Origin of the sequence: Streptomyces alboflavus, from assembly GCF_000716675.1 — a bacterium.
In the GTDB taxonomy this organism is placed as follows: Bacteria; Actinomycetota; Actinomycetes; order Streptomycetales; family Streptomycetaceae; genus Streptomyces; species Streptomyces alboflavus.
The window spans coordinates 93036-114881 of sequence record NZ_JNXT01000003.1; the positions used below are offsets into that span (position 1 = coordinate 93036).

20 protein-coding genes and 2 pseudogenes are annotated in these 21846 nt (G+C 73.1%); 11 read left to right on the forward strand and 11 right to left on the reverse strand.

The annotated features are described in order from the left end of the window. Window positions 1-134: 134 nt before the first annotated feature. Entirely contained in the window at window positions 135-2375 is a 2241-nt protein-coding gene (locus tag OO63_RS03180; protein ID WP_234310979.1) for an MGH1-like glycoside hydrolase domain-containing protein, read from the forward strand. 37 nt (window positions 2376-2412) lie between these two features. On the opposite strand, the gene OO63_RS43095 is transcribed toward OO63_RS03180, so the two are convergent. From OO63_RS43095 to OO63_RS03195, 3 genes and pseudogenes are all read right to left on the reverse strand, one after another. Then, entirely contained in the window at window positions 2413-3036 is a 624-nt protein-coding gene (locus tag OO63_RS43095; protein WP_234310981.1) for a nucleotidyltransferase domain-containing protein, read from the reverse strand. Between the two features lie 22 nt (window positions 3037-3058). Then, window positions 3059-3454 (reverse strand): annotated as a pseudogene (locus tag OO63_RS47695) (hypothetical protein); the annotation flags it as partial. 60 nt (window positions 3455-3514) lie between these two features. Beyond that, window positions 3515-4585: an oxidoreductase gene (locus OO63_RS03195; protein ID WP_030356348.1), complete on the reverse strand. Its 1071-nt coding sequence runs from the start codon at window positions 4583-4585 to the stop codon at window positions 3515-3517. Window positions 4586-4746: 161 nt separating this feature from the next. Between OO63_RS03195 and OO63_RS03200 the strand changes: the two genes are divergently transcribed. Then, window positions 4747-5115 carry a MerR family transcriptional regulator gene (locus tag OO63_RS03200; RefSeq protein WP_030356349.1) on the forward strand — a complete coding sequence of 123 codons (369 nt, stop codon included), beginning with the start codon at window positions 4747-4749 and terminating at the stop codon, window positions 5113-5115. Window positions 5116-5169: 54 nt separating this feature from the next. Here OO63_RS03200 and OO63_RS03205 read toward each other — a convergent pair whose 3' ends face one another. Beyond that, on the reverse strand, window positions 5170-6417 hold the full coding sequence (locus tag OO63_RS03205; protein ID WP_033263779.1) for an SLC13 family permease: 1248 nt from the start codon (window positions 6415-6417) through the stop codon (window positions 5170-5172). Between the two features lie 67 nt (window positions 6418-6484). After that, window positions 6485-7625: pseudogene (locus OO63_RS41240) on the reverse strand (cryptochrome/photolyase family protein). A gap of 168 nt (window positions 7626-7793) precedes the next feature. Between OO63_RS41240 and OO63_RS03215 the strand changes: the two are divergent. The 5 genes from OO63_RS03215 to OO63_RS03235 all read left to right on the forward strand — a co-directional run bounded on the left by OO63_RS03215 (window position 7794) and on the right by OO63_RS03235 (window position 12712). Then, window positions 7794-8531, forward strand: coding sequence for an adenosylcobinamide amidohydrolase (locus OO63_RS03215; protein WP_078618921.1), 738 nt, complete (start codon window positions 7794-7796; stop codon window positions 8529-8531). A gap of 235 nt (window positions 8532-8766) precedes the next feature. After that, window positions 8767-9150 carry a hypothetical protein gene (locus OO63_RS03220; RefSeq protein ID WP_051810493.1) on the forward strand — a complete coding sequence of 128 codons (384 nt, stop codon included), beginning with the start codon at window positions 8767-8769 and terminating at the stop codon, window positions 9148-9150. Between the two features lie 90 nt (window positions 9151-9240). After that, the gene (locus tag OO63_RS03225) at window positions 9241-10575 is read left to right on the forward strand and encodes a cytochrome P450 (protein WP_033263763.1); all 1335 of its coding nucleotides are present in this window, start codon (window positions 9241-9243) and stop codon (window positions 10573-10575) included. A 53-nt stretch (window positions 10576-10628) separates the two neighbouring features. Further along, window positions 10629-11663 (forward strand): helix-turn-helix domain-containing protein, encoded by a 1035-nt coding sequence (locus OO63_RS03230; RefSeq protein ID WP_063750353.1) that lies wholly within the window; start codon window positions 10629-10631, stop codon window positions 11661-11663. Next, window positions 11660-12712 carry a methyltransferase gene (locus tag OO63_RS03235; protein WP_051810494.1) on the forward strand — a complete coding sequence of 351 codons (1053 nt, stop codon included), beginning with the start codon at window positions 11660-11662 and terminating at the stop codon, window positions 12710-12712. The genes OO63_RS03230 and OO63_RS03235 overlap by 4 nt, the downstream gene beginning before the upstream one ends. A gap of 254 nt (window positions 12713-12966) precedes the next feature. Here the strand turns inward: OO63_RS03235 and OO63_RS03240 are convergent, their stop codons facing one another. Continuing rightward, window positions 12967-13425 carry a nuclear transport factor 2 family protein gene (locus tag OO63_RS03240; RefSeq protein ID WP_030356356.1) on the reverse strand — a complete coding sequence of 153 codons (459 nt, stop codon included), beginning with the start codon at window positions 13423-13425 and terminating at the stop codon, window positions 12967-12969. Between the two features lie 155 nt (window positions 13426-13580). Here OO63_RS03240 and OO63_RS03245 point away from each other — a divergent pair, with 155 nt between their 5' ends. Both OO63_RS03245 and OO63_RS03250 read left to right on the forward strand, forming a co-directional pair. After that, window positions 13581-14159 carry a TetR/AcrR family transcriptional regulator gene (locus tag OO63_RS03245; protein ID WP_030356357.1) on the forward strand — a complete coding sequence of 193 codons (579 nt, stop codon included), beginning with the start codon at window positions 13581-13583 and terminating at the stop codon, window positions 14157-14159. Window positions 14160-14385: 226 nt separating this feature from the next. Beyond that, window positions 14386-15249, forward strand: a complete 864-nt coding sequence (locus OO63_RS03250) for a class I SAM-dependent methyltransferase (RefSeq protein ID WP_030356358.1) — start codon at window positions 14386-14388, stop codon at window positions 15247-15249. A gap of 21 nt (window positions 15250-15270) precedes the next feature. On the opposite strand, the gene OO63_RS03255 is transcribed toward OO63_RS03250, so the two are convergent. Further along, on the reverse strand, window positions 15271-16068 hold the full coding sequence (locus OO63_RS03255; RefSeq protein ID WP_051810495.1) for an SDR family NAD(P)-dependent oxidoreductase: 798 nt from the start codon (window positions 16066-16068) through the stop codon (window positions 15271-15273). A 59-nt stretch (window positions 16069-16127) separates the two neighbouring features. Between OO63_RS03255 and OO63_RS03260 the strand changes: the two genes are divergently transcribed. After that, window positions 16128-16508, forward strand: coding sequence for a MerR family transcriptional regulator (locus OO63_RS03260; RefSeq protein WP_030356360.1), 381 nt, complete (start codon window positions 16128-16130; stop codon window positions 16506-16508). Here the strand turns inward: OO63_RS03260 and OO63_RS03265 are convergent. Further along, window positions 16480-17163: a hypothetical protein gene (locus OO63_RS03265; protein WP_030356361.1), complete on the reverse strand. Its 684-nt coding sequence runs from the start codon at window positions 17161-17163 to the stop codon at window positions 16480-16482. The genes OO63_RS03260 and OO63_RS03265 overlap by 29 nt on opposite strands. A gap of 13 nt (window positions 17164-17176) precedes the next feature. Beyond that, window positions 17177-17773, reverse strand: a complete 597-nt coding sequence (locus tag OO63_RS03270) for a TetR/AcrR family transcriptional regulator (RefSeq protein WP_030356362.1) — start codon at window positions 17771-17773, stop codon at window positions 17177-17179. An 85-nt stretch (window positions 17774-17858) separates the two neighbouring features. Here OO63_RS03270 and OO63_RS03275 point away from each other — a divergent pair, with 85 nt between their 5' ends. Next, window positions 17859-18275, forward strand: a complete 417-nt coding sequence (locus OO63_RS03275) for a VOC family protein (protein WP_030356363.1) — start codon at window positions 17859-17861, stop codon at window positions 18273-18275. Window positions 18276-18325: 50 nt separating this feature from the next. On the opposite strand, the gene OO63_RS03280 is transcribed toward OO63_RS03275, so the two are convergent. Both OO63_RS03280 and OO63_RS03285 read right to left on the reverse strand, forming a co-directional pair. After that, window positions 18326-20755, reverse strand: a complete 2430-nt coding sequence (locus OO63_RS03280; protein ID WP_030356364.1) for a beta-L-arabinofuranosidase domain-containing protein — start codon at window positions 20753-20755, stop codon at window positions 18326-18328. A gap of 243 nt (window positions 20756-20998) precedes the next feature. After that, window positions 20999-21814, reverse strand: a complete 816-nt coding sequence (locus OO63_RS03285; RefSeq protein ID WP_030356365.1) for an SDR family oxidoreductase — start codon at window positions 21812-21814, stop codon at window positions 20999-21001. Between the last annotated feature and the right edge of the window lie 32 nt (window positions 21815-21846).

A 21846-nucleotide genomic window follows, 5' to 3' on the forward strand; every position in this document is an offset into this window, starting at 1 on the left:
CGAACCGGCGCACAGCCGATCAGCATGAAGCCAGTCCCGTCGCCTCCGTGCGGTCGCCGCGCGGAGGCGACGCCGGGCCCACCCGCCCCGGCCGTCCGCCCGCCCCTGCCCACCAGAGTTCGGAGACCCGCACGTTGCGTTCCCGCCCGCGCGCCCTGACCGCCGCAGCCCTCGCCGCCACTCTGGCCCTCGGCCTCGCCCCCGCCGCCGACGCGGCGCGACCGGACCACGGGCCGCCGCCGGCGCACGCGGCACGGCAGGACCCCGCACGGGACGCCACCCCGGCGCCGGACCCCCGCGCCACGGGCACCCTCTCCTCGTACGCGAACGTCCTCGACCTGCGAGGCGTCCCGACCGCCGCGCAGCCCGGCGAGTTCAATCCGGTCAACGTCTTCGCCGACCGCGGCGCCTGGCACGCCTACGCCCTGCCGAAGGCCGACGACCCGGCCACGTACGGAGGGTTCACCGGGCCGCTGCACATCGCCCAGGAGTACCCCTGGTGGCTGAGCAAGTCCTTCAGCCGGATCCGGCTCACCGAAGCGGGCAAAGCCCTCGATCTCGGCGCGGGCGGCGCACCCCGCCTCACCTCACTGCCCGGGGCGCTGCGCCAGACCTACCGCCTCGACGGCCTGCGCCTCACCCTGGACCTGCGCTTCGCCACCGACAGGACCGCTCTCGTCCGGGCCAGGATCCACAACACCGGCCGGACGCCGCGCACCCTCGGCGCGGCCTGGACCGGCACCCTGCTGCGCCCCGACGCGCCGCCGCAGCGCGACGCGCCCGCCCTGGCCGCCACCGCCCGCGGTGTCGCCGTCGGCTTCGCCCGGGTCCGCGAGAAGTGGGACTACCTCACCGCAGGCACCGAGCGCTTCGAGGTCACCCACCGCGCGCCCGTCCGCACCACCGTCACGGGCGACACCTACCGCAGCGACCTCACCGCGCCCCTCACGCTCGCCCCCGGAGCGGCCCGCAGCCTCGACTGGACCGAGAGCTACACGTTCACCGCCGCCGAACGGACCCGCGAAGCCTCAGCGGTACGCCGCGTCCTCGCCCACCCCGCCGCCCACGCGCGGTCCGGTGACGCGCGTTGGCGCCGCTACGTCACCGACGTCACCCGGGGCGTCCCCGCCGACCGGCGCCGCCTCGCCGTGAAGTCCCTTCAGACCCTCGTCACCAACTGGCGCTCCGCCGCCGGGCGGATCCGGCACGACGCCATCAGCCCCTCCATCTCCTACAAGTGGTTCACCGGCGGCATCTGGGCCTGGGACACCTGGAAACAGGCCGTCGGCACCGCGCGCTTCGACCCTCGGCTCGCCCAGTCCCAGATCCGCGCCATGTTCGACCACCAGATCCGGCCCACATCGGCGACCCGGCCGCAGGACGCCGGCATGATCCCCGACGCCGTCTTCTACAACGACCAGACCGACGGCGGCGGCAACTGGAACGAGCGCAACAGCAAACCCCCGCTGGCCGCCTGGGCCGTGTGGGAGGTCTACCGACACGGCGGCGACCGTGCCTTCCTGCGCGAGATGTACCCGAAGCTGGCCGCGTACCAGGCCTGGTGGTACCGCAACCGCGACCACGACCGCGACGGGCTCGCCGAGTACGGCGCGACCGTCGACCCGGCCAACGACAGCGCCGAGCAGCGCAGGCTCGCCGCGGCCTGGGAGAGCGGCATGGACAACGCGCCGCGCTTCGACGCCGCCCTCGGCACCTCCGTCGTCACCAACCGCGACGCCTCCGGCGCCGTCACCGGCTACTCCCTCACCCAGGAGTCCGTCGACCTCAACGCCTATCTCGCCGCCGACCAGGACCACCTCGCCGACATCGCCCGCGCGACCGGGGACCGCGCGGGGGAGCGGCGCTGGCGCGACCGGGCAGCGGCCACGCACCGGGCGGTGCGGACGCGGATGTACGACCCCGGGGACGGCTGGTTCCACGACATCGCCCTCGACGGCGGCCAGCGGCTCACCGCGCGCGGCCGTGGCATCGAGGGCGCCGTCCCGCTGTGGACCGGCACGGCCTCACGCGCCCAGGCCGCCGCCGTCCGCGACCGCCTCACCGACCCGCGCGAGTTCGCCACCCCCGTCCCCTTCCCGACCGTCGCCCGCAGCTCCCCCTACTTCGCCCCGCAGCGCTACTGGCGCGGCCCCGTCTGGCTCGACCAGGCCTACTTCGCCCAGGCGGGCCTGCGACGCTACGGCCACACGGCACCGGCCCGCACCCTCACCGACCGCCTCCTGACCGCGGCCCAGGGCCTCTCGGCCCGCGGCCCCGTCATGGAGAACTACGACCCCCTGACCGGCGCACCCCTGAACTCGCCCAACTTCAGCTGGTCGGCGGCGGTGCTGTTGCCGATGCTGAGTCAGCGCTGACGCTCCGGGCGGGGGCGGAGGCGGACCGAACTCCGGGTCAGGGCTTCCAACGGTGCCCGTACCCCTCACGCAAGGGGCCGCCGAGCAGGCCGAGCACGTGCTCCGCCACCGCGGCGCGCCGTGCAGGGCGCTCAGCAGATGCGTGGCCTCGTGCAGGACGTGGTCGGCGACGGACAACTGCCTGCGGGGCGTGGCTGGGTCGGCGCCGATCGCGTCGCCCGTGTGGACCATGTAGTCCAGGTCGTCCACGTAGCAGGTCGGTGTGTACCGGTCGTACTCCCGCTCCTTTGGGCTGAGCGGCGTGAGCCCGGACGCCGGCGTCTGCCGGGCCAGTGCGCGGGTCGGCCAGGGGCAGGCCCCGGTCGTAGAGGAAGAGCACGGTGCCGCGGCGGCGGGCGCGGTCCCACGCGAAGAACTCCGGCAGGTCCGCGACGGTGTTGAGGAACAGCTCGGCGACGCGGCCCTCGTGCCGGACCACCTCCCGGCCGCTGTGCTCCCGGTCCGGCAGGAGCACCGCCACGTCCAGGTCGCTGCTCGCCGTCGCGCGGCCCCGCGCGGCCGAACCGCCGAGGAGGGCACCCAGGGCGTGCGGATAGCGCGCAGCGACCAACCGTGAGGCCGACGCCCGGAACGCGTCCCGATGCTGTGTGTGATCAGTCATGGGAGCAGCAGCGCCTCCGCCTCGGGGCGGCCGCGCGCAGCGCCCGCGGGTACGCGGGGCGGGGCAGCGTGCCGCGCAGGACCTGGTTGACGGTGAGTTCGGCGACGACCAGGTAGCTGGGGACGCCCGCGAGGTGGAAAGTCAACGGCTCCCAGCGGAACCGGCCTTCGCGGGCCTCGGCGAGTTCGTGCTCGACCACGTCGGGGAAGCGGTCGTCGTAGATCCCGAAGCGCGGACCACCGGTCCCGCGCAGCCACTCCCAGCCGCCCTCCACCGCCCGCGCGGCCTCAGGGCCGACGTCCCACAGCCCCGTCTCGTCGGCGTACCAGGCGTCGCGCAACCGCGGCAGCCGCTCCTGGGGTGGCACCTCCCCGAGCCACGACGAGTCGGCGATCAGCACGGTGATGTCGAGGCCCATGGCAGTGAGCGTAGTGACGGGGGCCGCCCGCGCCCGGACGCCCCCCCCGTCCCGCCGCCCTCAGTGCTGGTAGCTGGTGTACGTGGCGTAGCCCGTTGCGCCGCCCTGGTACCAGGTGTCGGGGTCGGCGGTGCGCAGCGGCAGGTCCGCGCGGAAGCGTTCCACGAGGTCGGGGTTGGCGAGGAAGGCACGGCCGTAGCTGATGAGGTCGGCGCCCTGGGCGAGCCAGTGCTCGCCGGCGGCCCGGTCGCCCTCCCGCGGGCCGATCTGGCCGCCGGGGTTGACGATGTAGGCGCCCGGCCACGCCTTGCGGAGCGCGACGAGGGTGTCCTCGTCGGTGCCGGTGAGGACGTGCAGATAGGCCAGGCCGAGGGGGGCCAGGGCCGCGATGAGGGCGGCGTACAGCTCGGGCACGTCGTCCTCGGCGATGCCCCAGACGCTGCCGCCGGGGGACAGGCGCAGCCCCACCCGGTCGGCGCCGATCGCGTCGGCCGCCGCCTCGGCCGCCTCGACGGCGAAGCGGATGCGGCCGGTGACCGATCCGCCGTAGGCGTCGGTGCGGCGGTTGGTGTTGGCGGACAGGAACTGCTGGATGAGATAGCCGTTGGCGCCGTGGAGTTCGACGCCGTCGAAGCCCGCGTCGACGGCGCGCCGCGCGGCGTCCGCGAAGACCCGTATCTCGCCGCCGACCTCGGCGGTGGTGAGGGCGCGTGGCACCGGGGCGGCCTGGCGGCCCTTGGGCCCGGTGTACAGGGTCGCGTCGAGGGCGATGGCGGAGGGCGCGACGGGGTGGTGCCCGGTGACGTCGGGGTGGCCGACCCGCCCCGCGTGCATGAGCTGGGCGAAGACGCGGCCGCTGTTGGTGTGGACGGCGTCGGTCACCGGCCGCCAGGCGGCGACCTGCGCGTCGGTGTGCAGGCCCGGGGTGTGGGGGTTGGACTGGCCCGTGAGGCTGGGCTGCACGCCCTCGGTGACGAGGAGCCCGGCGGTGGCGCGCTGCGCGTAGTACGTCGCCGTGAGCTCACCGGGGATGCCGTCGGCGGTGGCGCGGGCGCGGGTCATGGGGGCCATGACAAGGCGGTTGGGGAGCGTCAGGCTCCCGATCGTGAAGCTGTCGAACAGGCTGGTCACAGTCGTGCCCTTCGCGTGGTACCGGCGAGTGCGGGGTGGTGCGTCGGCTACGCTAAAACCTGACGTTGACGTCAGAGGCAAGTGTTGACGGCGACGGGCCGGGACGAAGAATGGACGGCGGCGCGCGGCCGGTGGGCGCGCGCGAGCGGAGGAGGGGTTCTGTGCGGATCGGTGAACTCGCGGCTGCGACCGGCGTGAGCGTGCGGGCGCTGCGGTACTACGAGGAGCAGGACCTGCTGGTCGCGAACCGCAGCCCCAGCGGCCAACGCCACTATCCGGACACGGCTGTCGAGCGCGTCCAGCTGATCCAGCAGCTGTACGCGGCCGGGCTCGCGAGCAAAACCGTCGTGAAGGTGCTGCCCTGCATCGAGACCGAAGAGGTGGCCCCGCAGATCCTGGAACTGCTGCGCGCCGAACGTGCCCGCATCGACGAGCAGATCACCGGCATGCTGGAGACCAGGGACCGCCTCGACGCGGCCATCACCGCGGCGAGTGAGGCCCGGGGCGACGGCCGCTCCTGCCCGCGCTGAGGACGCGCCGGGTCCTCGCGGGGCCGGTGCGCGTGCCGGGCGCACGGGCGCCTCTCAGGTGCCGAGCACCCGAAGCGACACCCACAGCGCGAGGGTGGACACAAGGAGGGCGGCGGGGACGGTCAGAAGCCCGAGAACGGTGAACTCCCTGAGCCGGACGTCGTGCTCGTGGTGATGGGTGATGCGGCGCCAGAGCAGCGTGGCGAGGGAGCCCGCGTAGGTGAGGTTGGGGCCGATGTTGACCCCGATGAGGACGGCGAGGACCGCGCCGGGGCCGGAGGCGGCGGCGATCGGGGTGAGCGCGAGCACGGCGGGCAGGTTGTTGATGAGGTTCGCGAGGACGGCGGCGAGCGCGGCGGTGCCGAGGAGCGCGGGCAGGGACGTGCCGTCGGGCAGGGCGTGGCCGAGCGCGTCGCCGAGGCCGTTGTCGACGACGGCACGGACGACGACCCCGAGGGCCAGGACGAACGCCAGGAACGGCAGGCCCGCGGAGCGGACGATCGCCGTCGGCGTGGTGTGCCGCCGGGCCAGCGCGCGCACCGCCATCACGGCGGCGCCGGCCGCCGCCGCCCAGGCCGGATCGACGTCGGCCGCGGAGGCCACGGCGAACCCGGCGAGCGTCGCGGCGACGGTCACCAGCGCGAACAGCGGCACCTCCGGGCGCTCGTCGGCCCCGTCGTCGGCGGTGGGCGCGTCCAGGTCGGCCGCGAAGTAGCGGCGGAACACGACGTACTCGACGGCGATCGCGGCCACCCAGGGAAGCAGCATCAGGAGCGCGAAGCGGGTGAACGACAGGCCCGTCGCGGTGAACGCGAGCAGGTTCGTCAGGTTCGACACCGGGAGCAGCAGGGACGCCGTGTTCGACAGGTGCGCGCAGGCGTAGGCGTGCGGCCTCGCGGAGGTGCCCATGCGGGTGGCCGTGGCGAACACCACCGGGGTCAGCAGGACCACCGTCGCGTCCAGGCTGAGCGCGGCGGTCACGACCGACGCGAGGGCGAACACCGAGCCGAGCAGCCGCCGCGGCCGATGCCGGGCCCAGCGGGCCGTCCAGGTGCCGCACGCCCGGAACAGCCCCTCGTCGTCGCACAGCTTGGCGAGCACGAGGACCGCGGCGAGGAAGCCGATCACCGGCCCGAGCCGGGCCGCCTCGTCGCGCACGTCGTCCAGCGGGATCGCCCCCGTGACGACGACGAGTGCGGCGGCGGGCACGGCGAACACCGCCTCCGGCCGCCCGAAGGGACGGACCACTGCGCACACCAGGACGACGATCAGGGCGGCGACGGACAGGGACTCGAGGAGCATGACCTCGATCATTCACGGTCCCCGGGCCGGACCCGGACACCACCCCGGAGTAAGTAGAGCGCTCGATTCAGTCGAGGCCTCGTTCCTGCCGGAAGCGTGCAAGACCCTCCGCGAGGTCGACGACCGGCTCGGGGTAGTCGAACCGGGCCCGGTCCAGGCCGGTGAGCTTCCACGGCTCGTGCACCGCGGCGCCGTCGAGCTCCGCAAGCTCGGGAACCCAGCGGCGTACGTACGTCCCGTCCGGGTCGTGGCGCTTGCCCTGGAGCACAGGGTTGAGGACGCGGTTCGGGCGGGTGTCGTTGCCGGTGCCCGCCGTCTACTGCCAGTTGAGCTGGTTCGCGGCGATGTCGCCGTCGACCAGGTGGCGCAGGAAGTGGCGGGAGCACCTGGTGGTGGAAGTCCCGCCAGCACAACTGGCGTACGAACGCGTCCGGACCCGGCCCGTCCTTCTTCCCCACGCGGTGGACGAGTTCCACGGCCGAGAGCGTGCCGAAGTGCAGATGCGGGGAGAGCCGTGAGGTCAGGTCGCCCGCCAGATCGTCGTGGCCGTCCGCGTAGCTCGCGACCGCCGAACGCAGCCACGCCGTGAGCCCGGCCCGCGCCACGGCCTCACCGCCGGGCGGCACACCCGGCGACACCTCCCGTACGTCGGCGCGCGCCGGCACCCGCTCGGAGGCGAGGCCGGACGGGACGCGGACGGTGCGCGGGGCGGCGACGACATCCCGCACACCCTGCTGCGACCAGCGCCTGAAATAGGGCGTGAACACGGCGAAGTGGTCGCCTCCCGCCGGAGTCACCGCGCCCGGCGCGACGGCCGTCACCACACAGTCGTGGACGGTGAGGGCACAGCCGCGCTCCGCGAGGGCGGCCCGCAGCCGCCGCTCCCTGGCCTGCGCGAAGCCTGTGGCCCCCGCCGCCATGTGCACCGACCCGGCGCCCGTCTCCGCGACCACGGCTCCGACCTGCTCCACCACGTCCCCGGACCGCACGACCAGGTGCCCGCCGCGCTCGCGCAGGGCCTCGTCCAGTGCCGTCAGGCTGTCGGCCAGGAAGGCGAGGCGGTTGGGCGCGGCGAACCCCGCGGCGTCGACGCGGTCGTCCCGCACGAACAGCGGCACCACCTCGTCCGCCTCGTTGAGCGCGGCGCGCAGCGGGGGATGGTCGTGCAGCCGGAGGTCGGACGTGAACAGCACGATCGAGGCGTTCATGGCGCTACTCCTGGGAGGGCGGTACATCGGGCGGTACTTCGGGCGGGGCGCGGCAGCGGGCGCTGACGGCGTACGATCACCTGCCGCTCAGTCTCTCCGCAAAGGTCCTCGCCCGTGCCCTCCGCCATACCGAGTCCCGCGACGCGACGTCCCGCGACGCAATCCGGCCTGCCCTCTCCGGAGAGGGGCCTGTTGGCTCCGGAGACGCGTACGAGGGATGAAGACGGGGAGCGGCTGCGGGCGTTGTTGTGGCGTGCCGGGCCGGGCTGGCGGATGGTCAGCAGCGCCGTCCTCGGCGGCGGCATCGGGGAGCGCTCCTGGGTGCTCAACGCGCAGGTCTCGCACGGCTATCGGCGCACCGACCCGGAGCGGCACCTCGCGGAACTCGCGCGCGCGGCGGGAGCCGAAGGGCCCGGCGTCGGCCTGATGACCGCCGCCGACGTGTCCGCCTTCGCCCACGCCGACGACGGCGGTGTCGAGGCCGTCGTGACCGCGGGCATCAGGGTGCGCGGCTGGGCGGCCGCCCCGGACGAGGGGTCCCTGGTCCTGGCGCGGCCCGGCACGATCAACATCGTCGTGGCGCTGCCGGTGGCCCTGACCGACGCGGCGCTCGTGAACGCCGTCGCCACCGCCACGGAGGCCAAGGTGCAGGCACTCCTTGACGCCTCCCACGACTGCTCGGGCACACCCACGGACGCGGTGTGCGTGGCCGCGCGCGTGCCGCGTGCCGGGGACGAGACGCACGCCTTCGCCGGGCCGAGGTCGCTGTGGGGCGCACGGCTCGCCCGGGCCGTCCACCGGGCTGTGCTCACCGCGAGCTGCTCGCCGGGGGCGCCCCAGTCCCGCCCCTTCCCGAACTGGGGCTCCGCCCCAGACCCCGCTCCTCAATCTCCCCCAAGCTCTTAAGGAGCAGGGGGGACCCCATGAGGGGCTGGATATGTCGCCGCTGCGGCACCGTTTTAGCCCGTCCGGCGATTGAGGACGAGGCGCGAAGCGCCGATACGGGGTCCGGGGCGGAGCCCCGGTTTCGGGAAGGGGCGGGACTGGGGAATGCCCCGCAGGGCCCTCAACCCCCGCCGCAACCTCAAAGTCCCCGCCCCGCCTCCCCGCCGATGTCAGTACCCCCTGCGAACGTGGACGCATGACCACCACCACGCGCGCCGCACCCGGCGACCTGGTCGCGGCCCTGCGACTGCCGGTGTGGAACACCCTGTCCGCACGCGCCGAAGCCCTGCGCCGGGACCTGCCGCCCCGCCCCGCCGCCCCGGCCGGACACTTCGCGTGGCTGCGTTCCCTCACCCCGGAGCAGGCCAGGGACGCGGCTCTCCTGGACCATCTCGACGCCCTCTGCGGACACCTCGACGGAAAGCCCGCCCTCGGCTACGCCCCCGACGATCCCCTGCCGGAGGCCGCCCTGGAGGCAGCCGAGGGCTTCAACCCGCAGCTGACCGCGCTCATCACCCGCTTTCGGGCGGCCCGCGACGCCGAGTCCGCCGACCGCTCCGCGCGGGCGGAGGGGCCGTAATCCGTGGCTCGATTGGCTCGAATGGAGTGGAACTGGCCCACGGGGTGGAGGTTTTCTGGTGGGGCGGCTGCAGGAGGAGGAAATCCGGCCATGAGCATGACGAAAATACCGGGACCCGAGCCCCGGCCGGACGGTGGCGTGGGCGCCGTCACGGAGGCGGGCGGGCTGCACGCGTACCAACTGCGGCTGCACGCCGAGTACGGCCCCGTGGTGCGGTTCCAGCTGCCCGGCGCGGAGACGGCCGTGTCCGTCGCCGACCCCGTGCTCCTCGAAGCCACCGCGCACCTCAACGAACGCCCTGACCGGCTGTTCGAGTTCCTCGCCCCGCTCTGCGAGGCCGACAACCTCCAGGTACTCCCGGCCGCCCAGCACACACCGTGGCGACGGATCCTGCTCTCGGTGTTCGCCGGACGCCCCTCCCACGAACGGCACTTCGCGACCTTCACCGAGCTGACGGCCGACCTCGCCGACGACTGGGCCGCGCGGGCCGACGGCGAGCCCGTCGAACTCCAGAAGGACCTCACCGCCCTGACCCTGCGGATGATCTGCGCGTACGCCCTCGGGGGCAGCGGCGCCGCCGACCCCGACAGCGTCATCACCGCGTTCGAGGACGTCCTCACCGAGTACCTGGGACGGCTCTACGAAGTCCCGGTCCCCGGCACCCAGGAGGAGCGCGCCGAGCGGGCCGAGGCGGCCCTGGCGCAGCTGCGCACGACGGTCGACCAGGTGGTCGCGGCGCACCGCTCCGACAGCCGCGCCGACCGCAGCGATCTGATCGGGGCGCTCCTCGAGGCCGGCGAACCGCCCGCGCGGATCCGTGACACCGTCATGGTGACCCTCCTCGCCGCCCACCACACCACGGGCGTGGCCGTCTCCTGGACCCTGCACCTGCTCGCACGCCACCCCGACGTGACCGCGCGCGTCACCGACGAACTGGACCACGTGCTCGGCGACCGCGCCGCGCCCGACTACGCCGACCTGCGCCGGCTCACGTACCTGGACATGGTCCTCAAGGAGTCGATGCGGCTCTATCCGCCAGGGCCCTACGGCGCGCGCGAGACCACCGACGCCCTCGTCGTCGGCGACTACGAGATCCCCGCCGGGGCGACGGTCTTCTACCCCTTCTGGGCCGTCCACATGAACCCCGGGCACTGGCCCGAGCCGGAGCGGTTCGACCCCGGGCGGTTCACGCCCGAGGAGATCGCGAAGCGGCCGCGGCTCGCCCACATTCCCTTCGGCATCGGCCCGCGCAGCTGCGAGGGCGCGAACCTGGCCGTGGTCGAGGCCCAACTGATCCTCGCCGTCCTGCTCAAACGCTTCCGGTTCCGGCCCGTGCCGGGCCACGAGGTGACGCCGGTCGAGCGGTTCGTGCTCTGGGCGGCCGACGACATCCGGATGCTGGTGAGCCCGCGCGTCCCGGCGTAGGACGGGGAACATTCGTCCAAGACGAGCCGGCGCGAACCGGCCAGGGTGGGGGCATGTACGGCGACGACTCCGAAGGCGGCGGTGACCTCGAAGGCGGCTGGGACACCGTCCTGCCCGTCGGCGGAACCGCGGTGCGCGGGGTGCACGTGGCCGGGTACCACTCCCACCCGGGCGGACGCCTCGACATGCGCGTGCTCCCGCAGCCGTTCGTGACCGTCGTCCTCGGCTTCGGCGACGCCCTGCTGCACATCGAGGGCGGCTCGGGCCGGGCGGCCCTGCCCGGCCTCGTCGCCGGTCCCGTGCCCGGGCCGACCCGCATCCGCTCCGGGCGGTTCTCCTGCGTCGAGCTGCGCCTCTCGCCCCTGGCCGCCTACGCGCTCATGGACACCGCGCCCGCCGACCTCCAGGGGGCCGTGACCGGCCTGGAGGCGCCGTGGGGAGCGCCGGGGCGGCGGCTCGGCGAACGGATCGCCGGCGCCGGGGACTGGCCGGAGCGGTTCGCCCTCGTCGACCGGTTCCTCGTCGAACGGGCGGCGCGGGCGCCGACGGCGGACGCTGAGGTGGCCGCGAGCTGGGCGGCCATCGTCGCCCGGCAGGGCCGGGTGCGGATCGGCGACCTGGCGGTCGCGTGCGGGTGGAGCCGCAAGCGGCTGTGGGCCAGATTCACCGCCCAGGTCGGCCTCACCCCCAAACGCGCGGCGATGCTCGTCCGCTTCCACGGCGCGGCCCGCCGCCTGCGCGCGGGCGCGGACGTCGCCGAGGCCGCGCTGGCGTGCGGATACGTCGACCAGTCCCACCTCCACCGCGAGGTGCGCGAGTTCACCGGGTGCACCCCGGGTGCGCTGGTACGGCTGGCCACCTCCGCCGACGTCGACGTCGACGTCGATGTCGATGTCGATGTCGACGGTGACGGTGACGCTCCTGCGCGAGCCGCTCACCGGGTCGACACCGGCACACATCCCGGGACACAGCCGACCCACCTGGCGAAGCAGCCGACCCAGCCGGCCAAGCAACCGACCCACCCTGGCCAAGCACCCGACTCATCCGGCTCAGCAGCGACCCACCTGGCGAAAGGAAAGACACAGTGACGAACGACGAGGCCCGGCAGGCCCTGCCCGACGACGCGCGCTTGGTCATCGAGTACGCCTTCGGCGGCGTGGCGGCGCAGACGATGCGCGCGGCCCTGCGGCTCCGCGTGGTCGAGCTGATCGGCGGCAAGGAGATGACGGCGGACGACGTGGCCGCCGAGGTGGCCGCGGCCCCGCAGTCCATGGCGAGGCTGCTGCGCGCCCTGGCCAGCATGGGCCTGCTGAAGGAACGCGCCGCGGGCACCTTCGCCGTCACGCCCGCAGGAGCCCTGCTCGACCCCGCGCGCCCCGGCTCCCTCGCGTCCATCGCCCGGATGTTCACCGACCCGATGATGCTGCGGGGCTGGGAGCAGCTGGACGACAGCGTCCGCACCGGCGAGGTCGCCTTCGACAAGGTCTTCGGGACGGACTTCTTCGGTCATCTGAAGCAACACCCCGACCTGTCGGCCGAGTTCAACACGGCGATGAGCCAGGGCACCCGGCAGACAGCCGCGGCACTGCCGGGCGCCGTCGACTTCGGACGGTTCAAGACGGTCATGGACATCGGCGGCGGTGACGGCACGCTGCTCAGCGCCGTGCTGCGGGAGCACCCGGCCGTCACCGGCGTCATCTACGACACCGAGGAGGGCCTGGCGCAGGCCCCGGCGACCCTGAGCAAGGACGGTCTCACCGACCGATGTTCGCTGGTGGCAGGGGACTTCTTCCGCTCGGTGCCCGAGGGCGCCGACCTGCACATGATGAAGAGCATCGTCCACGACTGGTCGGACGACCAGGTGGTGACGATCCTGAGCCACTGCCGCGCGGCCCTTCCGCCCGGCGGCCGCGTCCTGATCGTGGAGCCCGTCCTCTCCGAGATCGTCGACCCGGAGACCGCCGGGCGCATCTACCTGAGCGACCTGAACATGCTGGTGAACGTCGGCGGCAGGGAGCGCACCCGCGCGGAGTTCGAGGAGGTGTGCCGCCGCGCCGGACTCGCGGTCACGTCCGTCACACCGCTGCCGCAGGCCCCGCCGTTCCACGCCATCGAGGCCGAGGTCGCCGCGGACTGACGACGCGGCAGGTCCGGCGGGTCAGGCAGGCCTGGCTGGGCAGGCCCGGCTGGTCGGGCAGATGCGGCCGGGCGGACGGATTCGGCGGCCCGGTCGAGCCGTGTCGCAGGCTGTGACGGCCACCGGAGCCTCCCGCGGGTCCGCCCCTTCGGTGGACCCACCGGGTACGTGGGGTCCGCGGGGTGCCGCGGACCCCTTGGCTCCACCCGGCAGGCCGGGCGCACCGGCCCCGCCTCGGCCGCGTGGCCCGTGAACTAGCGGACGGGGAGCGGCAGGCGTCGCTCGCTCTCCGTCCGTGGGCCGAAGATGCGCCGCTCCGCCTCGCTGATCGGCACGTCGTTGATGCTGGCCTCGCGGCGTGCCATGAGCCCTTCCGCCGTGAACTCCCACAGCTCGTTGCCGTAGCTGCGCCACCACTGGCCGTCGAGGGTCTGGCACTCGTACTGGAAACGCACGGCGATCCGCGGCCCGTGGAAGTCCCACAGCTCCTTGCGCAGCGCGTACTCGCCTTCGCGGGACCACTTGTCGCGCAGGAACGCGGTGATCTCGTCCCGGCCGACGAGGAAGCGGTCCCTGTTCCGCCAGACCGAGTCCACGGTGTACGCGAGTGCGACGCGCTCGGGGTCGCGGGTGTTCCAGGCGTCCTCGGCGGCCTGGACCTTCAACTGTGCCGTCTCCTCGTCGAACGGGGGGAACGGAGGGCGTGACGTCATGTCGACTCCTTCATGTGCTCAAGCTGACCCTGGCGGCCATGCTGACCAGGAGGTGGAGAACGTTCGTTCTCCGCCTGGTCGGCTATCGTAGAGAACGATCGTTCTCGTGGGTAGTCGAGTTGCCTCCGAGACAAACCGAGGGAGGTCGTGGCCCGATGGACACCGCAGACGCAGACGCCGCAGCCGCCGCTGCCGAACGTGCCCTTGACGCGGCCGAGCGGCTCTTCTACCAGCGGGGCATCCAGTCCGTCGGCATGGACCGGATCCGCACCGAGTCCGGCCTGTCCCTGAAGCGCCTCTACCAGCTCTTCCCCGCGAAGGAACGCCTTGTCGAGGCCTATCTGGAGCGCCGCGACGAGCGCTGGCGCCGCGACCTCGCCGAGCACGTCGAGCGGCACGAGGACCCCGAGCGGCGCATCCTGGCGATCTTCGACTGGCTGGGGGAGTGGTTCGCCGCCCCCGACTTCAACGGCTGCGCCTGGATCAACGCGTACGGGGAGCTGGGCGCCACCTCGGACCCGGTCGCCCGCCAAGTCCGCCTGCACAAAACGGCGTTCAAGGAGTACGTGACGGACCTGGCGGCCCGCGCGGACCTCCCCGAAAGCCTGGGCGAGCAGGTCTTCCTCCTCGCGGAGGGCGCGATGGCGACAGCAGCGATCACCGGCACCCCGACCCCGGCAGCCCAGGCGTCCCAGGCCGCACACCTCCTGATCACGGCCACCCGCCGGCCCTGACCGGACACGACGCTCGACCGGACGCTCCCTGAGTCCCCCCGCGCCCTGCCGTGCCCAACATCTCAGGAGTGACTGGGCCACCTGAGCCACCTGAGGCGGCGGAGCCCGCACCCCGCTCGACGCGCGGGGAAATACCGTGCCGCATCCCCCGAGCCGTGGAATCATCGGGCGGCCCGAGTGGGTATGAGGGTCCGCCGGGCGCCAGGGAGACAGGGATGGGACGGGCGTGGTCGACGGCTGGGAATGGGACGAGACCTTGTTCTCGGGGACGGCTGCCTACTATGCGCGGGGGCGGCTGCCGTACGCGCCCGGGCTCGCGCAGGCGCTCAGCGATGTCCTGCGGCTCGACGGGCAGGGGCGCCTGCTAGACGTGGGATGCGGCCCGGGCACGGTCGCGCTGACCCTGGTGGGGCTGTTCCGTGAGGTCGTGGGCGTGGACCCGGACGGCGGGATGATCGCCGAGGCCGGGCGGCAGGCGGTGCGGGCGGGCGTGGCCGGGAAGGCGCGTTGGGTGCGGGCCCGGGCGGAGGAACTGCCCGCGGGGCTCGGCACGTTCACGGCGGTCAGTTTCGCCCAGTCGTTCCACTGGATGGACCGGGACCTGGTCGCGGCGACCGTACGGGACATGCTCCGCCCCGGCGGCGTACTCCTGCACATCTCGGACCTGAGGACGACACCTCCCGCCGCGGCGGACCTGCCCCACCCGGCGCCGCCGCGCGCCGCGATCGACGAGCTGGTCAGGAAGTACCTCGGCCCGGTCAGACGAGCGGGCCGGGGCACCCTCCCGCAGGGCACGCCCGGCGACGAGGCGACGGTGTTCACCCGCGCCGGATTCACGGGCCCGGACCGCCACGTCGTCCCGGGTGGCGAGCCCCTGACCCGCGACTGCGACGACCTGGTGGCCGAGGTGTTCTCGATGTCTTTCTCGGCCCCGCACCTGTTCGGACCGCACCTCCCCGCCTTCGAGGCGGACCTGCGCCGTGTGCTCCAGGACGCTTCCCCGTCGGGCCGGTTCTCGGTGCGGCAGCCGGGCACGGAGGTCTTCGTCTGGCACCAGGGCCAGGCCGCCGCGCCCCGGACCGCGACCTGACCCGTGCCGTGCGCCGACCGGTCAGGCGCCGATGCCCTGGCCGAAACCGCCGTCCACGGGCAGTTCCACGCCGGTGGTGAAGGTGGCATCGACGGCCAGGTACAGCGCGGCGGCGGCGACTTCCTCCACGGTGCCTCCCCGGCCCATCGGCGTGGAGGCGTTGCCCTGCTCGACGAACTCGGCGCGCTGCTCCTCGGTCAGCTCGGCGACGCCCATGGTGGGGGTGAGGATGAAGCCGGGGGCGAGGGCGTTGACGCGGATCCTGCGGGGGAGCAGTTCGGCGGCGAGCACCTTGGAGAAGGCGGCGACGGCCTCCTTCGCCCCGGAGTAGGCGCTGAGTCCGGGGAAGATCTGGTCGTTGGAGACGGTGGTGAACACGATCGCACCGCCCTCGGACATCAACGGCGCAAGCCGCTGCACGGTGAAGAAGGCGCCCTTGGTGTTCACGTCGAAGATGCGGTCCCACGACTCCTCGGTGACCTCTTCGAGCGTCTGGAACTCGGCGATGCCCTGATTCACGAACAGGTAGTCGATCTTGCCGAAGCGGTCCGCGACCTGCTCCCCGAGGGCGGCGATGGCGCCGGCGTCCGTGGCGTCGGAGCGCACCGGGTGGGCCAGCGGGGTGTCGAGCGCCGCCTGGGCCTCGGCGAGTCGCCGGTCGCTGCGTCCGGTGTAGAGCACTTCGGCGCCGCGGTCGGTCAGGGCCTGGACGATGGCGCGGCCCATGCCGATGGTGCCGCCGGTGACGACGGCCTTCTTGCCCTCCAGGGACTTCGGGGCGATGGCGGAAGAGTGCTGGGTGCTGGTGTGCGTTGTCATGGCGGTTACGCTAAACATTGACGTTGACGTCAGAGTCAATCTTCTGTGCCGGGGGTCACATGTTCATCGGTGAACTGTCGAGGCGTACGGGCGTCAGCACCAGGGGACTTCGGTACTACGAGGAGCAGGGGCTGCTGCGTCCGCAGCGACGGGCCAGCGGCTACCGCGAGTTCGAGGAATCCGATGTGGCCACCGTGCGCCGGATCCGGATCCTGCTCGAGGCCGGGCTGAACACCGACCTGATCCGCGAGGTACTGCCCTGCATGGCCGACGAAGGCGCCATCCTCGCGCCCACCTGCGAGGAGATGGCCCAGGACCTCAAGCGCGAACGCGAGCGTCTGGGCAGCTCCATCGAGCAGCTCCAAGCCGCGCACACCATGCTCGGCTCGATCATTCACGCGGGCGAGGCGATCACCGCCGGGGCGAGCCGCGACGGGTAGGCATGCCCGCGCGCGCCACTCCGGCGGCCGTGAGCGTCCCCGCCGCCACCGTCGCGGCAGCGGTGAGCGCGACGACCAGCCAAACACCCCCGACGGGAGCGTTGGTCTGCGGCGCGGCGAACCCACCAGGGACCGCGTACACCACGATCCGGTCACCCGCCTTGGCGTGGGCGGGGCATGCCTCACCCAGGGGCAGGAAGTCCGACTCGCTGAGGGGCCGTTCGAGCCTCGTGCCGTCGAGGCGTGCCAGCGAGCACTCCCACCAGGTTCCGGTGACCTGCCCCGTCGGCGAGTTCCGCTCGTGCTGAACGGCCTCGGTGACCACGGTCTCCTGCCGCTCGCCCCAGACGTCGAGCACGGCCTGGTCGAGGAACGCGAGCAACCCCACGGCCAGCAGGCCCTCCACGATCGCGGCCACGCCGAAGTGCCACGGATCGAGGTGGATGAAGCACAGCCCGATCAGCGCGAACGCCGCGCCGAGGACCACGAGCACCGCGACGGCGACCACGACCGGGTGGTGCCACCACGAGGGCACGATCACCGCGGCGACCACGGCGAGTCCGCACGTCACCGCCGAGACGGCCACCCCCGTCAGCGCACCGGCCACCCGCAGCCGCCGTGTCCCGACCACCGCCACCTCCCCGTCCCGCGGCATCCCCAAGCGTTCCCTAGCCGGTGTGCCGCAAAGCCCGCAGCAGCCGTTCCAGCGCCGCCCACGTCTCGGCCGGGTCCGCCGGGCCGGAGGGGGAGGCCAGCCACAGGGCGGCCTCGTTCATGGCGCCGGACAGGAGGTGGGTGAGGGGTTCCACGGGCTGCGGGGGGAGCGTTCCCTCGGCGACGAGGGCGGCGAGGGCGTCGCCCAGGTGCTGGGCCGACGATGCCTCGTCCAGGGCGCGCCAGGCGCTCCAGCCCAGGACGGCGGGACCGTCCACGAGCATGATCCGCTGGATGTCGGGCTCGGCGGTCACGGCGAGGAACGCACGGCAGCCCGCCGTCAGTTGATCCCAGCGGTCGGCGTGCGCCTCGGCCGCCGCGGCCACACGTCGGCCCACCTCCCGCTGCACCTCCTCGAGGACGGCGCCGAAGAGATCGGCCTTGCTGTCGAAGTGGTGGTAGAGCGCGCCCTTGGTCACCCCCGCGGCCTCGACGATCTGCGCCAGACCCACCGCGCCGTAGCCCTGGGCGGCGAACAGCTGTCTGCTCTCCCGCAGCAACGCCCGCCTCGTCTGCTCCCGCTGCTGCGCCCGGACGCCCGGCTGGTTCATCGCGCTCCACTCGATCGACGGTTGACATACCAATGGTACGCGACTAACTTTTCACATACCACCGGTATGTTAATGAGGGGCGAGCATGAAACTGACCGGTTTCTATCCCGTGATCTGCACCGCCCGGCTGACGGAGTCCCGGGACTTCTACACCCGGCTGCTCGGCTTCGAGACCACCTTCGAGGCCGACTGGTACGTGAGCCTGCGCCGCCCGGGCGACTCCCCGTACGAGCTGGCCCTCCTCGACCACACCCACCCGACCATCCCGGAGGCCTACCGCCGCCCCGCCCAGGGCCTGCTGCTCAACCTGGAGGTCGAGGACGTCGACGCGGAGTGGGAACGGCTCGTCGTCCGCGAAGGACTCACCCCCGCCCTGGAGTTGCGCAGCGAGGACTTCGGGCAGCGGCACTTCATCGTGGCCGACCCCTCGGGGGTGCTGGTCGACGTCATCACCCCCATACCGCCGAGCGGGGAGTTCGCCGGTCAGTACGTGGAGGGGTGAGCCGACGCGTCAACGGCTCGGCGGTCCGCGGAACGCTCCATGGGGCGGTGTCAGATCAGCCGCCACAGATGGTCCGCCGTGCCGTTGTCCTCGTACTGCACGACCTGAGCGCTGTTCGACGTCGACATGCCGTCCACCCCGAGGACCTTCCCGCTGTGGCGGTTGCGGAGCAGGAACCAGCCGTCACCCTGGTCGACCCGCTCCCAGCGCAGATGCGCGGCGCCGTCGTCGGTGTCCTGCACGCACCGGGCGCTGTTGGCGGTCGACGCGCCCTCGACGCCGAGAACCTTCCCGCTGTGCCCGTTGCGCAGGGTGAGACCGCCCGCGCCGCGGTCGATGAGCTGCCACGCGTGGTCGCCCGTGCCGGAGTTGTCGAACTGCACCACGCGCCCGCCGTCCTCCAGTGACATGCCGTCGACGGCCAGGACCTTGCCGCTGTGCCGGTTCCCGATCCGGTGGTAGGCGGGCTCGGGCGTCCAGGGGCGGCCGTCGGGCGCCGCGGTGGGGAACGCGGTGACGCGCAGGCGTGCCGCGCCCATCGGGACGAGCGTCACCTGCTCCCGCGGGGTGTCGGCGCGGGCCGTGCCGGACTGGAGCGGGGCCACCACGTGTTCGTCGTCGGCGACCCATTCCTTCAGGCGCCGGGCGCGGCCCCGAATCCGTACCGGGGTGCCCTCGTGCGTGAAGGGGTCGCCGGTCAGCGGCCCCGCCTCGGCGGTGAAGGAGAGGTCCTGCTCCGGGTCGGGCGCGAGCGCGTAGTTCCAGGGGGTGGTGGCGTGCACCGCCAGGTGCGGGAAGTCGTCCGTACCCGCGTACCGCTCGTAGGTCTCGCCGACGCGCAGCGAGTAGGTGAGGGGCCCGTGGTCGACGCTGACCGCTCCGCTCTTCCAGGTGCGCACGGTGGTGCGCTGCGGCAGCCGCAGGGTGACGCGGTCGCCGCTGCGCCAGGTGCGCTCGACCTCGGCGAAGGCGGGTCCGGCCGGGGCCCGCAGCCGCTTGCCGTTGACGGCGAGGTGGGGCCGTGCGCACCAGCCGGGTACGCGCAGGCGCAGCGGGAAGCGCGTGGGCCTGTCCAGGGTCAGGGTGAGGGTGACGGTCTCCTTGAAGGGGTAGTCGGTGTCCTCGGTGACGGTGACGGAGGTGCCGTCGCCGACTCTCGCGGTCACCCGGCACGGCGCGTACATGGCCGCCGCGAGGCCCCGGTCCGGGGTGGCGAGCCACAGCTCCTCGGTGAAGTAGGGCCAGCCCATGCCGTAGTTGTGCGGACAGCAGCGGTACTGGTCGACGCCGGGCTGGAACGCCTGCATCGCGAACCCGTTCTGGAACTGGCCCTGGGTCTTGCGACGGTTGTCGAGGTCGACGCTGTTGGCACTGGTGACGTAGTGGACGCCCGACCCGGAGGGGTCCGTCGCGGCGGGCAGCAGGTTGAAGGCCAGCTCCTCGCAGAGATCGGCCCACACCGGGTCGCCGGTGATCCGCGTGAGCAGTTCATGGCTGGCCATGAACTCGACGATCCCGCAGGTCTCGAAGCCCTGCCGCGGGTCGCCGAAGCCGGGCCTGGCGTTCTCGTCGCCCGCGAAGCCGCCACCGGGGAACTGGCCGTACGTCCCGATCGCGGTGGCATAGTTGCGGTACGCGGCCCGGGTGTGCGCGTCCTTGCCGGAGCGCAGCGCGTACTGGGCGGGCTCGCGGAAGCCCTGCGCCACATTGACGTTGTGCCAGTCGGCGACGCCCGCCGACCAGTCGACGCCATGGGTGTGCATCTTGTCGGCGAGGTCCAGGAGGAAGGGTTCCCTCGTGCGGTGGTAGAGCCAGAAGGCGACGTCGAGGCCGTCGCCCCAACGTTTCGACACCCAGCCGGAGTTGTACGCGTCGGGCCCCTGGGCGTTCATGAACCGCAAGAAGCGCGACATGAACGGCACGATCCGCTCGTCCCCGGTGAACTCCTCGTGCGAGCGCAGCGCTTGCAGGAGCGGCAGGTACGGCCAGAAGTCCGGGCCGCCCTTGTGCTGGGTGCGCAGCCTTCGGGGCCCGAAGAATCCGTCCGGCTCCTGGGTCGCGACGATCGCGTCGATCCATCTGCGGCTCGCCGCGAGGGCGGCGCGGTCCCCGGTCAGGGCGGCGAGGTCCACGTATCCCCGCAGCCAGTAGGGCACTTCCTCCCACCCGTCCTTGTCCGGGTGCACCCAGCCGGACTCGTCGAAGACGAGGAAGTGCGAGACCTCCGCGTACCTCCCGAACAGGCCGCCGAGCAGCAGGTCCAGCTGACCGCGCAACCAACCGCGCGCGGTGACGCTGCCCAGGGGGAGTCGCTGGAAGGCCGTAGGCGCCAGGGGCGCGACGTTCGGGCCGTAGAGGCCCGCGCGTGGCGAGGGGGCCGCTTGCGCGAGGGCGCCGGGCGCGGCGCTCATCCCGCCGGCCGCGCCCAGGGTGATCGCGCCGGAGCGCAGGAGGAAGTGCCGTCGCCCGAGCTGCGTCATGGCTACCGTCCCGGTGTTGTCCGTGCTCGCTGGTGGGGGCGTGCGGTGCGCTGTGCGGACGGGGGAGAGTGGGGGACGGCTTCGCGGCGGCGGTCGCGTCCGACTCTCTTGCAACGTTGGAAACGGGGGTTTCCGGCATCTCAGCACCGCGTGCCGGCGTTGTCCAGAGGGCGGGCGGATTCTGAGCCCGCGCCCCGGTGGTGCCCCCGCTCCACCGGGGCACCACCGAGACACGACGCCGGGTCAGCCGTAGCGGACGGAGACGACGGCCATGTCGGCGATGTTCACGTTGGCCGGTGCCGTGACGGTGAAGGCCACCGCCTCGGCGATGTCCTGTGCCGACAGGGGGCGCAGGCTGTCGCGCATCTGCGTGAGGGCGGCGCGCATGTCGTCGTCGCTCATGTCGCTGCCCAGTTCGGTGGCGGTGACGGCGGGCTCGATGTTGTGCACGCGTACGTCGCGCGGCCCGAGTTCGGCCCTGAGGTTGCGGGTGAGCTGGGCGACCGCCGCCTTGGTCGCGCCGTACACGGACCAGTTGGGGTAGAGCATGTGACTGGCGACCGAGCCGATGTGCACGAGGTCGGCGGGGCCGTTCTCCGCGGCGGCTGTCAGATCACCGATGAAGGCACGCCCCGTGTGGATGAGCCCGCGCACGTTGACGTCGAGCATGCGGTCCCACTCGCCGGTGTCGGCGGTCTCGAAGGGGGCGCCGAGCATCGTGCCCGCGTTGGCCACGACGAGGTCCACGGGGCCGAGTTCGGCGCGGACGGCGGTCGCCGCACGGGTGAGGGCCTCGGGGTCGGTGAGGTCCACGGCGATCGGCAGGGCCTTGCCGTGGCCGGCGGTGCGCAGTTCGTCGGCGAGGGCGTCGAGCCGGTGCTCGCGGCGGCCCATGAGGGCGACGTGGGCGCCGCCGAGGGCGAGACGGCGGGCGGTGGCGGCTCCGATGCCGCTGGTGGCGCCGGTGATGACGGCGACCCGTCCGGCGAGGGAGCCGCCGGGCCAGGAGCCGGGGCCGGAACCGGTGGTCGCGGTCGCATGCGTGGCAGGAGTTGTCATGCCTCGACCTTCGTCCGGACCGCCGTCCCTCA